This is a genomic window from Haloferax sp. Q22, assembly GCF_001482285.1.
In the GTDB taxonomy this organism is placed as follows: Archaea; Halobacteriota; Halobacteria; order Halobacteriales; family Haloferacaceae; genus Haloferax.
Window position 1 is genome coordinate 1 of the sequence record NZ_LOEP01000035.1, and the last position, 12,488, is coordinate 12,488.

At 67.8% G+C, this 12,488-nt stretch carries 15 protein-coding genes; 12 read left to right on the forward strand and 3 right to left on the reverse strand.

Annotated features, from left to right (window positions below; translation table 11 throughout):
- From AM590_RS16560 to AM590_RS16605, 10 genes are all read left to right on the forward strand, one after another.
- The coding region (locus tag AM590_RS16560) for an adenosylcobinamide-GDP ribazoletransferase (RefSeq protein WP_172795828.1) at positions 1-168 on the forward strand (168 nt) is incomplete at its 5' end.
- Complete coding sequence (locus AM590_RS16565) at positions 168-761, forward strand: NTP transferase domain-containing protein (RefSeq protein WP_058828427.1); 594 nt, start codon at positions 168-170, stop codon at positions 759-761. The genes AM590_RS16560 and AM590_RS16565, both read left to right, overlap by 1 nt.
- Positions 752-1,789, forward strand: coding sequence for a nicotinate-nucleotide--dimethylbenzimidazole phosphoribosyltransferase (locus AM590_RS16570; protein ID WP_058828428.1), 1,038 nt, complete (start codon positions 752-754; stop codon positions 1,787-1,789). Before AM590_RS16565 ends, AM590_RS16570 begins: the two co-directional genes overlap by 10 nt.
- The gene (cobD, locus tag AM590_RS16575; protein WP_058828429.1) at positions 1,779-2,801 is read left to right on the forward strand and encodes a threonine-phosphate decarboxylase CobD; all 1,023 of its coding nucleotides are present in this window, start codon (positions 1,779-1,781) and stop codon (positions 2,799-2,801) included. The genes AM590_RS16570 and cobD overlap by 11 nt, the downstream gene beginning before the upstream one ends.
- Positions 2,794-3,522, forward strand: a complete 729-nt coding sequence (locus AM590_RS16580) for an adenosylcobinamide amidohydrolase (RefSeq protein ID WP_058828430.1) — start codon at positions 2,794-2,796, stop codon at positions 3,520-3,522. Before cobD ends, AM590_RS16580 begins: the two co-directional genes overlap by 8 nt.
- 99 nt (positions 3,523-3,621) lie before the next feature.
- A complete protein-coding gene (locus AM590_RS16585) occupies positions 3,622-4,635 on the forward strand; it encodes a histidinol-phosphate transaminase (protein WP_058828431.1) in 1,014 nt (337 codons plus the stop codon).
- 369 nt (positions 4,636-5,004) lie between these two features.
- Positions 5,005-5,778 carry a P-loop NTPase gene (locus AM590_RS16590; RefSeq protein WP_058828432.1) on the forward strand — a complete coding sequence of 258 codons (774 nt, stop codon included), beginning with the start codon at positions 5,005-5,007 and terminating at the stop codon, positions 5,776-5,778.
- Positions 5,775-6,359 carry a hypothetical protein gene (locus tag AM590_RS16595; protein ID WP_058828433.1) on the forward strand — a complete coding sequence of 195 codons (585 nt, stop codon included), beginning with the start codon at positions 5,775-5,777 and terminating at the stop codon, positions 6,357-6,359. The genes AM590_RS16590 and AM590_RS16595 overlap by 4 nt, the downstream gene beginning before the upstream one ends.
- Positions 6,360-6,423: 64 nt before the next feature.
- Positions 6,424-6,879, forward strand: a complete 456-nt coding sequence (locus AM590_RS16600) for an OsmC family protein (RefSeq protein ID WP_058828434.1) — start codon at positions 6,424-6,426, stop codon at positions 6,877-6,879.
- A gap of 63 nt (positions 6,880-6,942) precedes the next feature.
- Positions 6,943-7,674, forward strand: coding sequence for a hypothetical protein (locus tag AM590_RS16605; RefSeq protein WP_042662054.1), 732 nt, complete (start codon positions 6,943-6,945; stop codon positions 7,672-7,674).
- 238 nt (positions 7,675-7,912) lie between these two features.
- Here the strand turns inward: AM590_RS16605 and AM590_RS16610 are convergent, their stop codons facing one another.
- Positions 7,913-8,359, reverse strand: a complete 447-nt coding sequence (locus tag AM590_RS16610) for an ester cyclase (RefSeq protein WP_058828435.1) — start codon at positions 8,357-8,359, stop codon at positions 7,913-7,915.
- 285 nt (positions 8,360-8,644) lie between these two features.
- Here AM590_RS16610 and AM590_RS16615 point away from each other — a divergent pair, with 285 nt between their 5' ends.
- Positions 8,645-9,178: a hypothetical protein gene (locus tag AM590_RS16615; protein ID WP_058828436.1), complete on the forward strand. Its 534-nt coding sequence runs from the start codon at positions 8,645-8,647 to the stop codon at positions 9,176-9,178.
- Positions 9,179-9,300: 122 nt separating this feature from the next.
- Here AM590_RS16615 and AM590_RS16620 read toward each other — a convergent pair whose 3' ends face one another.
- Both AM590_RS16620 and AM590_RS20590 read right to left on the reverse strand, forming a co-directional pair.
- On the reverse strand, positions 9,301-9,975 hold the full coding sequence (locus AM590_RS16620; RefSeq protein WP_082677755.1) for a type I 3-dehydroquinate dehydratase: 675 nt from the start codon (positions 9,973-9,975) through the stop codon (positions 9,301-9,303).
- A 359-nt stretch (positions 9,976-10,334) separates the two neighbouring features.
- Positions 10,335-10,529, reverse strand: coding sequence for a hypothetical protein (locus AM590_RS20590; RefSeq protein ID WP_157575478.1), 195 nt, complete (start codon positions 10,527-10,529; stop codon positions 10,335-10,337).
- Positions 10,530-11,226: 697 nt separating this feature from the next.
- Here AM590_RS20590 and AM590_RS16630 point away from each other — a divergent pair.
- Positions 11,227-12,486 (forward strand): hypothetical protein, encoded by a 1,260-nt coding sequence (locus tag AM590_RS16630; protein ID WP_058828439.1) that lies wholly within the window; start codon positions 11,227-11,229, stop codon positions 12,484-12,486.
- Positions 12,487-12,488: the final 2 nt, after the last annotated feature.

Here is a 12,488-nt window from a genome sequence, read left to right on the forward strand (position 1 = left end):
CCCGCCGTCGTCGCCGCGCTCTGCTGTGGGCCGGTCGTCGCGCTGCTCGTCCGCTCGTGGGGGCGCGCCCGACTCGGCGGCGTCTCCGGCGACCTGCTGGGCGCGACGAACGAGCTGGCCCGCGCCGCGGCCGTCCACGTGGGGGTGGTGACGTGGACGCTCTCGTGATGTGCGGCGGCCGCGGCACCCGCCTCGACGCGTCGGTCGAAAAGCCGCTCGTGGACATCTGCGGGCGACCCATGCTCGACCGGGTCGCCGCGGCGCTCCACGATTCGAGCGTCGGGACCGTCCGCGCGGTCACTTCGCCGCACACGCCGAACACTCGCGACCGCGCCGCCGACCTCGGTCTCGACCCCATCGAGGCCCCCGGCGACGGCTACGTCTCCGACCTCGGCTTCGCGTTGGACCGCGTCACCCGACCGGTCGTCACCGTCGTCGCCGACCTGCCGCTCGTGGCTCCCGAGCACGTCGACGCAGTCGTTTCGGCCGCCGATGGCGGGGCCGCCACCGCGTGCGTCCCCGTCGAACTGAAGCGAGCCCTCGGAGCCAGCGTCGACGACGCGCTCGTCTTCGACCACGAGGGGACCGCCGTCTGCCCGACCGGACTGGGCGTCGTCGGTCCCGCGGACGCTGAGGCGGGAACCCCTACTGACACCGACACAGACACCGATTCGACCATGTACCTCTCCACAGACACCAGACTTGCACTCAACGTGAACCGCCCGACAGACATCGCGCTCGCGGAGGACCAATGCGAGTAGTCCTCGTCGCCGGCACGACCGAGACGGCGAAGATTCCCGGCATCAGCGCCGCCGGCGCGGACCCGTCGCTCGTCGGTCACACGCCGAGCGCGGACGCCGAAATCATCGAGTACGGCGAGCCAGTCCGCTCGCCGGTGACGCCGGTCAGTCCGACGGGTTGTCCGACGCCCGCGGCCGTCACCCGCGCCGTCAAGCAACTCATCGGCTTCGACGTGCTCACCGTGGACGCCGGCCTCGCGAAGCCGAGCGCCGCGCCGACTATCGACGTGGGCGCGCGACCCGGCCGCGACATCCGCGAGAGCGAACCGGTCCCGACCTCCCCCGGCGCATTCGAGGCGGCCCGGCGGATGGGCCTCGCGCTCCCCGAGGACGAACTCGTCATCGGCGAGACCGTCCCCGGCGGGACGACCACGGCGCTCGCGGTGTTCCGCGCGCTCGGCGAGGAGTTCCCCGTCTCGTCGTCGCTCCCGGACAACCCGACGGGCCTGAAAGAAGAAGTCGTCGCCGAGGCGTTCGAAGCTAGCGACGTCGAACCCGGCTTCGCGGCCCACAAACCCCGGCGCGCCGCCCGCTATCTCGGTGATCCGGTGCTTCCAGTCGTGGCCGGACTCACCGTCGGCGCGCTCGAAAACGGCATCGAGGTGACGCTCGGCGGCGGGACGCAACTGCTCGCGGCCGCCGCGCTCGCCCGCCACGCCGGCGCGAACGGCGACTTGACGCTCGCCACGACCTCGTACCTCGCAGACGACGTTCCCGAACTGACCGACGCCGCCGAGGCGTTCGACCTCGAGTTGACCGTCACCGACCCCGGCTTCGAGACGCACCCGCTGGACCGCTACGCCGCGGGCGAGGCCAAGGAGGGCGCGGGCATGGGCGGCGCGCTCATGCTCGCCGACCGGATGGGCGTCCTCGACGACGTGGAGGCGGCCACGCTCGACGTGCTCTCGACGTTGGACCCCGAAGCGGTCGAGACCGGGACCGCGGCGGCCGACGCCGAGGTTGACGCCGACATCGACGATGGACCCTGAGTCCGTTCGGACGGGGAGCCGCGTCCCTCACGGCGGGACGACCGACCCGACCGTCCTCGACTTCAGCGCGAACACCACCCCCGAGCGTCCCGACGGCGTCGAGGCGGTGTACCGCGAGGCGTTCGACGCTTCGACCCGCTACCCCGACGACGACTACGCCGACTTCCGGGGGGTCGCCGGCGACTACGTCGGCTGTGCCCCCGCGGCGGTCGTGCCGACTGCGGGCGGCCTCGAAGCCCTCCGACTCGCGTTCGAGGTGACGCTCTCACCCGGCGACACCGCGCTCGTCCCTCAACCGAGCTTCGGGGAGTACGACCGCGAGGTTCGCCTGCAGGGCGCGGAGCCGGTTCCCGTCGCCCACGACGCGATTCTCGACGCCGACCCCACGGACCACGCGGTCGCGGTCGTCTGCACGCCGAACAACCCGACGGGCGAACTCGCGCCCGCGGCCGACCTCCGGGCGTTCGCGGCACGCTGCCGCGAGGTCGACACGGTCCTCGTCGTCGACGAGGCGTTCCTCGATTTCACCGACGAACCGAGCCTCGCGGGCGAACCCGGCGTCGTCGTCGCCCGGTCGCTGACGAAGATGTTCGGCCTGCCGGGCATCCGCGCCGGGTTCGCCGTCGCCACCGACGACCTCGGCGACCGACTCGCCGTGGCCCGACGGGCGTGGTCGCTCTCGACGCCCGCAGCCGCCGTCGGCGCGTACTGCATGGACGACACCCAGTTCGTTTCGCGCACGCGGGAGCGCGTCGCTGACGAGCGCGAGCGACTCCGTGAGACGCTGTCCGAGGCCTTCGACGTGTACCCATCGGACGCGCCGTTTCTCCTCCTCGACGTCGGCGACCGCGACGTGGACGCGGTGGTCGAGACCGCCCGCGACCACGGCGTCGCCGTCCGGGACGCGACGACGTTTCCGACGCTCGACTCGCACGTCCGCGTCGCGGTGAAACGCCCCGACGAGAACGACGAACTGCTCCGGGCGCTCGCCGCCGTCGCCACCGATGTTTGAGGCGACGCGCCGCGACGGCGTCTGTCGGCTACGCCGCCCGGACACGCGCTGGCTCTCGACGGGCTACGCCGGCGGCGAGTCGCGGGCCGACGCCGCGTTCAACGTCACCGTCCCCGAGGGCTGGCCCGAGACCGACCTCGACGCGTACATCGAGCGACGGCTCTCGGCGGCCGGCTTCGACGAGCGCGGGCCGACGCTCCTGACGGGCGTCGGGCAGGAACACGCCCGGCGCGCCCGGTTCGGCCCGGTCGAAGTCGTCGCCACCGCAGGCGTGTCGAACCCGGCAGAACTCCCGATAGACGGCGAGCCGAGCGAGTGGGGCGGCGAGTCGGCCGCGCCTGACGCGGTCGGCGACCCCGAGCGAGACGGCTCGGTCGGCACCGTCAACGTCTTCGTCGGGACGACCCGGTCGCTGGAGCCGGGTGCGCTCGCGAACCTCGTCGCCGTGGCCGCCGAGGCGAAGGCGGCGACGCTTCTCGCTCGCTGCGGTGCGCCGGGGACGACGACCGACGCCGTGGTCGCCGCGTGCGACCCCACCGGCGACCCGGTGACGTTCTCGGGGAGCGCGACCGAGGTCGGCAACGCGGCCCGGGTCTGCGTCCGCGACGCGGTGCTCGCGAGCCTCGATTCGCGGTACGACGACGACCCGATTCCCCGGGGCGTCGGCAAGGCGAGTTACGGCGTCGTCGCCGACGACCGCGCGACCGTCTCTTCGATTTGAGAACCGCCGGGAAAGCGGCCCGTGGGGTGTGGAATCAACGATGGTAGCTAAATGGTTCCCGTAGAAGCCTTGATTATGGTCGGTGGCTAGCACGTTGATATGGACCCCGGTTCCGTTTCCGACGTCGACCACGTTACCCACGGCGGGACCGCCGACCACTCCCTCGTCGATTTCAGCACCGGGTCGAACCCGGAGCGGCCAGCGGGCATCGCCGGCGTCTACGAGTCGGCGCTCTCCACCTCGCGGCGATACTCGCTGGACGACTACTCTCGATTTCGCGTCGCAGCCGCGGAGTTCGTGGGCTGTCACCCGGAGGATGTCGTCCCCGCGGCGGGCGTCGTCGAAGCGATGCGGCTCGCCGTCGGGGTGACCGTTTCGCCGGGCGACAGCGTGGCGCTCCCGGCCCCCTGCTGTGGCGAGTACGCCCGCGAGATCCGGCTCCAAGGCGGCGAGCCGGTCCACGTTCCCCACGACCGCCTGCTCGAAACCGTCGACCCCGCCGAACACGCGGCGGTGATTCTCAGCTACCCAGCGAACCCGGTCGGAACGGCCTACCCGCGAGACGAGCTTCGGGCGTTCATCGACGACTGCCGCCGGGCCGGCACGCCCGTCATCGTCGACGAGTCGTACCTCGGCTTCACGCGCCTCCCGAGCACGGCGGGTCTCGACGGCGTCATCGCGCTCCACTCGGTGACGAACGTCTTCGGCGTCCCCTCGCTCCGGGCGGGCTTCGCGGCCGCGACAGGCGACCTCGGCGACCGACTCTCGCGGGCGCGCTGTACGTGGGTGCTGTCGGCCCCAGCGGTGGAAGTCACGACGTTTTGTCTCAAACAGGACGCCTTCCTCGAAGCCACGCGGAACCGGGTCGAACGGGAGCGACCGCGAGTAATCGCGGAACTGGACCGACTCGGCTACGACCCGCACCCGGCCGACAGCACGCTCGTCTTGTTCCGCGCCGACGACGTGGACCACGTCCTCCACGAGACGCGGCGGCGCGGCTTCGCCGTCCGCGACGCCCGCGACTACCAGCGGCTCGACTCACACGTCAGAATCAACGTCCGCCGCCCGGACGAGAACGACCGCCTGCTCGACGCGCTCGCCGAGGCGGTCTGAGCCGCTGCGCCGTCGAACGCCGACTCTCCGCCCCCAGAGTGACGACGAGCCGACGCCGACCGAGAACGCAACGCCAGTCTCGTCCGGCGCGGGGCCGCGGAACTCGTCTGCACGTCACGGTTCGAACCGACGCCGAGTCACCGATTCAGGTAGACGATGAACGCGATGGTGAGGAGGGTCGCGTACACCGCGAACGTCGAGCCATCGACTGAGAAAGCGAACGATTGGATTACAATTCGGAACATCACTGGACGTTTCACGCCATGATGCCCTCACTAATAATGCTTGTTACTGTTTAACACGGCATTCGTCGGTACGCGTCCACACCCGTTCCGAACACTTATGCGAAATCACCGGACACGTGGGGGCATGGTCGAGGCGTTCGCCGTCGCCAGCGGGAAGGGCGGCACGGGGAAGACGACGAGTACGCTCGCGCTGGGGATGGCGCTCGCCGAGGACTACGACGTGACCGTCATCGACGCGGACACGGGCATGGCGAACCTGCTGTTCCACGCCGGGTTGGATGACGCCGACGTGACGCTCCACGACTTACTCGTCGACGAGCGCGACGCCGCGGTGTCCGACGCGGTGTACGAGCGGTTCGGCATGTCGGTCGTCCCCTGTGGGACGAGTCTTGCGGCGTTCGAGGCCGCGGACCCCGGTCGCCTCCGCGACGTGGTTGCCGAACTCGCCGCCGACACGGACGTGCTCCTCCTCGATTCGCCCGCCGCGCTCGGCTCGAAGAGCGCGGTGCTTCCGGTCGTCCTCGCGGACCGCATCGTCGTCGTCCTGCAACCCACCGTGCCGTCGCTGTCCGACGGGCTGAAAGTCCAGGAGTACGCCCACTCGTACGGCACCGACACGGCGGGCGTGGTGTTCAACCGCGTGCAACCCGACGAGAACGTCGACCGAATCGCCGAGCAGGCCGGCCGCTACTTCGGAGGACAGACGCTCGCTTCGGTTCCCGAGAGCGACGCGGTCCGGGCGGCCCGCCGCGAGGGGAAACCCCTCCTCGCGCACGCCCCCGACGACCCGGCCGCCGACGCCTTCCGCGAGGCGGCCGCCCGACTCGACGTGCGCGACGGCGACGGCCGCGACGTGGCGGAGCGGTTCAAAAGCGCCGTCGTCCCCGAGCGGATATGAGAATCCCGCGGGGCGAACTCCGCCGGTCGCGCGTCGTCGACGACGCCGCGGCGGTCCTTCGGGCGGTACTCGACGAGGAGCTGACCGGCTACGTCGTCTTCGAGCCGCAGGACGCGCTCCTCCTCGGCGAGACCACCCGCGGCGTCGTCACGTTCGAAGACGGGATTCCCGTCCTCGCCTACGACACGGAGCGCGAGGTCGGCGGCCGCGACGGGCTGGAGGGGTTCGCGGTCACCGGTCCAACTCGCGCCGCGGTCCACGCCGTCGACGCCGCGGCCCTCGCGGACGCCCACGAGGTCGAGGCGTTCCGCATCCCGCCAGGCGAGCCGGCCCGCGTCCTCGCCGGCGACGAGCGATTGGCCGAACAGACCGTCGACGCCGCCCCCGCCGCCCGCCGCGAGGAGGGCCGCGACCAGAGCGCGGTCGAAGCGTTTCTCGACGACACCGACGCGATCGAGGAGATTCGGTCCGAGGCCCGCGAGGAGGCCCGCGCGAGGGCCTCGGAGTGGGGCCTCGACGACGTGTTGGCCGACGATGCGGGCGATTCGGCCGCGATAGAACCCGGGACAGACAGCCGCTAACACGCTTCCCGAGGGTTGAGAACCGTCTTCTGTGGCTATCGTCCCGGCGCGTCTCTCTTTAGGCATGTCCGCTGAGAAATCCCAGACCCTGACCTTCGCCGTCGCCGCGGAAGCCGCATCGCCTACCGAAACCCGCGTCTTCACCCGCGGCTTCGAGTTCGTCGTCGACGAGCCCGAATCGCTGGGTGGGGCGAACGCCGGGCCGAACCCCGTCGAGTACGTCCTCGGCGCGCTCGCCGGCTGTCTGAACGTCACGGCCCACGTGGTCGCCCGCGAGATGGACCTCGACGTACGGGACCTCGAAATCTCCATCGAGGGCGACCTGAACCCCGCGAAGTTCATGGGCAAGCGCGACGACGGCCGCGCCGGCTACGAGGAGATTCGCGTCGCGGTCACCGCCGACGTGGACGCCGACGAGGCGACCATCGACGCGTGGCTCACCGCCGTGGAATCGCGCTGCCCGGTCAGTGACAACCTGACCAACGCGACGCCGCTCGCGCTCTCGTTCGACCGCCGGTAGGTGCGGCCCTCGCGCCGCCCACACCAGGGATAGAGCCAAACCGCCGTCCCCCGTAGTTCTCCTGTGACTGTTCTGCGCCTCCTTCGACTCCGTCGACCGGCCGACTTCGCAGACTGGTACCGAATCGGTGCCGAGTACGTCCACGACGTAGCCGCGGGCATGGGCCTCCGCGTCGGCGACTTCGAGTCGCGGGTGGTCCGCGCGACGGACGCCATGCGCGCGGGGCGGACCGACCTCCCACCGGACCTCGCCCGCTCTGTCGCCGCCGACCTGCTGGCCGACGCGGTGTTCTGCGACCCGTTCTGTCAGTGGATGCCGCTGTGGTACGAACTCGGCCTCGCGGGGCCCTGCGCCTACGTGGACGTCCGGCTTCGGCGGGTCGCCGAGCGCTACGCCGACGACCTCCCGCACCTGTCGGTGCCGCGGTTTTCCCGCCCGGAAGACGTGTACGTCGACGGGCGACCGGCGACGGCGTACGTCGACGGCTTCGCCGAGCGGTTCGTCCTCGCTGACGCGATTCTCCATCTGGAGTGGTTCACCTACGTCGCCCGCGAGTCGGGCATCTTCGTCCCTCCGCTGTTGGTCGAGCGGACCCGCGAGCAGACCGTCGCCTACTACACCGGCCGGCGGACCGAACTCGACCCCGACGTGCGGACCTTCCAGCGACTGCTGTTTTCGGACGACGAGTGGGTCCGTCGCATCGCCGACGTGTACGACCTCGACAGCGTTCTGTTCGACTACTGGGCGCGAATCCTCGCCCAGGAACGCCGCCGCCTCTCGACGTTCGACGGGTGACTGCTCGATTAGCTAACCGTGAGCGCTGCACACACGTCGCATATGACATTTGAAAAATGTTTTAACAGAGGACGTTGTAGCGTCTACTGCAGGTAGATACCTGCACTTGGGTTGCGTATACAGGGGAGGTTTTTCCCCAGTGTCCGTGGAGTGCGGGCGGGTGCCCGGTCGCCCGTGCTTCCTTCTCAATCGTCGAGCGGCGCGTCCGTCGCACAAAAAGTATCGTTCTCGGCGTCGGTTACGCCTCAGGTAGTTCCACAGCGCCGAGTTGCGTGAGCATGCCGAGCATGTCCGGTTGGACCCACCGCTCGACTATCATGTCGTCTTCGACGCGGGTGAACACCATGTTGCCGACCTCGACGGTCTTCCCGGTCGGTTCGATGCCCATGAACGTGCCGTCGTGCGTCCCGCGGAGCGTGACGCGCATGGCGACCGTGTCGCCCTCCGTAATCGCGTCTTCGACCGTGGCCGAGAAGTCGCTGAACGAGTCCCGAATGCCCGAAATCTGCGCTTTGAGTTCGTCGCGTCCGCGGACCTCTCCGAGCGGGCTGTGGTCGAGGACGTCCTCGGCACAAATCTCGTCGATGAGGCCGATGTTCCCCTCGCCCGCGACTTCCTCCGGGAAGCGTCGGGCGATTCGCTCGTTCCCCGTCGGCGTCGGTGTCGGTGTGCTTGCTGATGCCATCTTTACTTTGTCTCCTCTCCGTCGCACCCGTCCGCGGACGGCCGCACTCTCGCGTTCCGTCGGCGGCGGATACACCTGTTTCTACGCTGTGTGAACTGTTAACCATTGTTTACTGTAAAACGGAATATCCGACGAGATGTGTCGGTCGGTGGCTGTCCGGCGCGCAGTCGCCGAGATGACGGCCGTGCCCGCGGTTGATAACCGAGTAGTCTGACCGCAATACGTATATTCGTGTGCTCGTTCGATTTCCGACAATGAACGACACGTTGGTACGGTGTTGTACGGATGAGTGAGGGAGACGACGACGTCCGGGCGTACACGCTCCGACTCGAACTCGTGGACAAACCCGGCGAACTCATGCGCTCGCTGCAACCGATCGCCGAACACGGGGGGAATCTCCTCTCGATTTTCCACGAGCGAGGAAACGTCACCCCGCGGGGCTACATCCCGGTGGAAGTCGATATCGAGTCGACACCTGACCGCTTCGACAGCATCGTCGAGGAACTGAGCGACGCCAACGTCAACGTCGTTCAGGCCGGAACTGAGCGGTACAGCGACCACCTGACCGTCATTCTCTCGGGACACCTCATCGAGACTGACCTCTCAGATACGCTCACGCAACTCGAAGCAACGCGGAACGCAACAGTCACCGACATCTCCTTGTCTGCGCCCACCGGCTCTCTCGACGTCTCCAGCGCACGCCTCCGATTGGCGACTGCATCGGGGTCAACCGAGGACGTTCTCGCTTCGATGCGTGAAATCGCCGAGGAGAAAGGCCTCCAAATCGTCGAGCCGCTGACGGTAGGGGGTCGCCGATGAGTGCGGCCGGACGCCGAACACAGCGCTGACTACCAAGCAACTGACCGCCTGGGAAGACGAATCCACGGGCGTCGGTGTGAAAACGAGTCTGCTGGCAATGGGTGACCGCCGGGCCGCGGCGGTCAGTCCGAGAGCGTCAGTTCCTTCGGCACCGACACCTCGCTTCGGAGCGTGTCAATGACTTGTCCGTCGACGCGCTCGTTCTTCGTGAGTTCGATGAGCGAGGCGAGCTTTTCGAGCGGAATCTGGCCCGGCGCGTAGTCGTTGTCGTCTGCGAGGAGGGGCGCGTATCCGAGCTTCGACCCGTAGAGATGGCCGATGACCCGCGTGTGGCTCCCGATTTCGCCCATGGAGATACCGGCCACGTCGATGCCGTGATTGGTCGCGTCGTTGACGGCCTCAAGCAGGGTGAGCGTGTCTCCTTGGTTCTGGGGGTACACCGCCACTTTCGCGATGTCACCGAACTCCGCACACTGCTCGATGATGGCGTCGAGCACCTCGCGGTCGGGCGTCTCGTCGAAGTCGTGGTGGGAGACGACGAGCTGGACATCGTTCTCGTGGAACTCGTCGGCCAGCCACGCCTTGGAGCGAATCGTCTCGAGTTCGATGTCGACGAACTCAACTGCGTCGTATCGAGATGCGGAAAAGAGGTCGTCCAGTCGCCCCTCGTCGTTCGCTTGTCCCCCGAACCAGCGGGCGCGATTGGTCGCGAGTATCGGGAGTTCGCCGTCGTACGCTGCGAGTTGTTCGAGCGGGTTATCCGCCTTGTCCATTCGGAATTCGATGAGGTCTGCCACCCCTCGTGCGTCGACCTCTCGTGTGAGGTCGTTTGTTGTCGCCGCCAGCGCAGACTCGTCGAGTTTCATGTGAACGCCTATCACCCGACCGTGTATAAATGTTAGCTGTCGGCGCAAGACCTCTCAACCCCGCGTAGACGGCGAGAGACGCCCTTTACTGGGGGTTAATCGGACGGTTCTTTGAGACAAATACGACTGGAGTTTCGTACTGTTGGTTCCTACTTGAACGTCGCCTACGTATCTTCGTGAGCCGACTGTGCGGTGGTTCATCGATCGACCTCGGAGAGTCTCGTCTCGCTTCCAGGTCACCCGGACGCAGACCCTCGTTACGAGAGGACGGCCCACAGGCCGACCGTCGGTTACTGCCCCATGTTCTGGTGCAGGCGAATCCGCTTCGGCTCGTTTCGCCCCGAGAAGGCGTGGATTCGAACGAGGTGGTCGTTCGACTGCCGGCGGACCTTACGACCGTCGTCCGTGATGGTCCACTCGTCCGTGGTCTGGCGACGCCTGGGGGTATTGGCGTCATGGTGTCGATAGATCTCTCTGTACCGCACACATCTCGAAATCTTTGACCCCCCATTTCGACTGGAGTACACCCCTGCAGACGCCCGCAACAACACCACCCCAAACAGCCATCGCGCCGTCCCAACAATGGCGGCCATCGCTCGGGCCAACCAATGGCGGCCATCGACACCAGTCGTTCAACTCGAGCGACGCGCGCATCGAGGGTGTTGGCGAGCGTTCACAGGGAGAACGGCCGTCGTCGTGGGGGTGGCCATACAGGGGTGCGAAGCGACACCGGACGTGGGGAGCAGCGACGCAGAGGGCCCACCAAGGCGAATCGAAAACAGGCGATACACCCCCCGTACGATGGGGTGTACCGGGGAGTCGGGGGTGTGAGCAGTCGCGTTGCGCGACGTGGTGACGGGCGTGTGGGCTCGCGACCCCATTGAGTAGCGACCCGAAATACGTCGCGAGCGGCGTCGAGCATGGCGAAACCGCGCGAATCGAAGATTCGGCAAACAGCACATTGCGGGGACACAACGCGTCGTCGCTACACCCTTAGACCGGTCACAAGGGAGTACACCCTTGCGGAGAAGCGGCGTGCATGTACACCCCTGGAAACCGGGGGTGTAGCGCGTGTGTCTCGGTTCACCCTCGGTATCAGGGGTGTAGCTTTTGGCTCCGATTATCAGCCTCGTGAACGCGCGGGAAACAGCTATCACGGGCCTGTCGAGACCACAACTCGCAATGACGCCACCACTCCCGACACGGGACCAGCTGCCAGATGTACTTCTCGAACAGGCAACATGGGTGGGGTGGCGCAGCCAGACGCGCAGTGGAGACGAAACGAAGGTTCCGCGGGACGTGACGGGGGGGTATGCGTCGGCGACTGACCCGGCGACATGGACGACGTTCGACGAGGCGCGGGCGTACGCAGCCGACGGCCCAGCGGACGGTGTGGGCTACGTGTTTACTGCGGCTGGTCCGTTCGTCGGCGTTGACCTCGACAAGTGTCGCGACCCCGAGACGGGTCAGGCCGACGACTGGGCACAGGAACTCATCGACCGCCTGGACTCGTATACGGAAGTCAGTCCCTCGGGGACGGGCTATCACGTCATCACCCGCGGGGCGCTGCCCCCGGGTGGCAACCGAACCGGGAATCTCGAACTGTACGACGACGCACGATTCTTCACCGTGACCGGCAACCACGTCACGGGGACGCCGACGACGGTGGCCGCACGGCAGGACGCCCTCGACGCGATTCACGACGCGTACTTCGACACGGTGGCCGACGCAGAGCCAACGCATACCTCGAGCACGGCATCAGGTGTGCAGTCGGGAGCCAGCGTCAGCGTGACTGGCCCGGGCAACGACCTCACGGACGACGCGCTTATCGAGCGGGCGTCGAACGCGGCGAACGGGGCGAAGTTCAGTCGCCTGTGGCGCGGCGACACGACGGGCTACGACAGCCACTCCGAAGCGGACATGGCGTTGTGTTCGATGCTTGCGTTTTGGACGGCCGGCGACGCCCAGCAGATCGACCGTCTGGTTCGCGACTCCGGGCTGTACCGGCCGAAATGGGACGCCGTTCACTTCTCGGATGGGTCGACCTACGGCGAGACGACCATCGACCGGGCGATTGCCGGGACGAGCGAGTACTATCAGTCCTCGAGTGCGTCGCGTGTGAGTGGGTCGGGGACGACGCATGCAGCAGACAGTCGGCCGGCGACGGATGCAGGTACGGCGTCGTCGCCTGACCGGGGTGCGTCGTCAGCCGACCAGCCCCCGACGGTTCCATCGCCACTCGGCGGGCGTGAAGTGAGTGGGCGGATGCAAGAACTCACGACGCAACTCGAATCGGCACTCGACGAGAACGAACAGTTGCAGGCGACACTCGAAGCCGAACGGGCAGCGCGCGAGGCGGCCGAAGCTCGGGTGCGTGAGTTAGAAGCGGACGCGGACGAGGAACGTGGCGGGTGGTCGGTGTTCGGGTGGTTGCGGTCGTAGAC

Coding starts and splice junctions, on each gene's coding strand:
- AM590_RS16565 (WP_058828427.1), top strand. CDS start 168: ATGTGCGGCGGCCGCGGCACCCGCCTCGACGCGTCGGTCGAAAAGCCG.
- AM590_RS16570 (WP_058828428.1), top strand. CDS start 752: ATGCGAGTAGTCCTCGTCGCCGGCACGACCGAGACGGCGAAGATTCCC.
- cobD (WP_058828429.1), top strand. CDS start 1,779: ATGGACCCTGAGTCCGTTCGGACGGGGAGCCGCGTCCCTCACGGCGGG.
- AM590_RS16580 (WP_058828430.1), top strand. CDS start 2,794: ATGTTTGAGGCGACGCGCCGCGACGGCGTCTGTCGGCTACGCCGCCCG.
- AM590_RS16585 (WP_058828431.1), top strand. CDS start 3,622: ATGGACCCCGGTTCCGTTTCCGACGTCGACCACGTTACCCACGGCGGG.
- AM590_RS16590 (WP_058828432.1), top strand. CDS start 5,005: ATGGTCGAGGCGTTCGCCGTCGCCAGCGGGAAGGGCGGCACGGGGAAG.
- AM590_RS16595 (WP_058828433.1), top strand. CDS start 5,775: ATGAGAATCCCGCGGGGCGAACTCCGCCGGTCGCGCGTCGTCGACGAC.
- AM590_RS16600 (WP_058828434.1), top strand. CDS start 6,424: ATGTCCGCTGAGAAATCCCAGACCCTGACCTTCGCCGTCGCCGCGGAA.
- AM590_RS16610 (WP_058828435.1), bottom strand. CDS start 8,359: ATGGCATCAGCAAGCACACCGACACCGACGCCGACGGGGAACGAGCGA.
- AM590_RS16615 (WP_058828436.1), top strand. CDS start 8,645: ATGAGTGAGGGAGACGACGACGTCCGGGCGTACACGCTCCGACTCGAA.
- AM590_RS16630 (WP_058828439.1), top strand. CDS start 11,227: ATGACGCCACCACTCCCGACACGGGACCAGCTGCCAGATGTACTTCTC.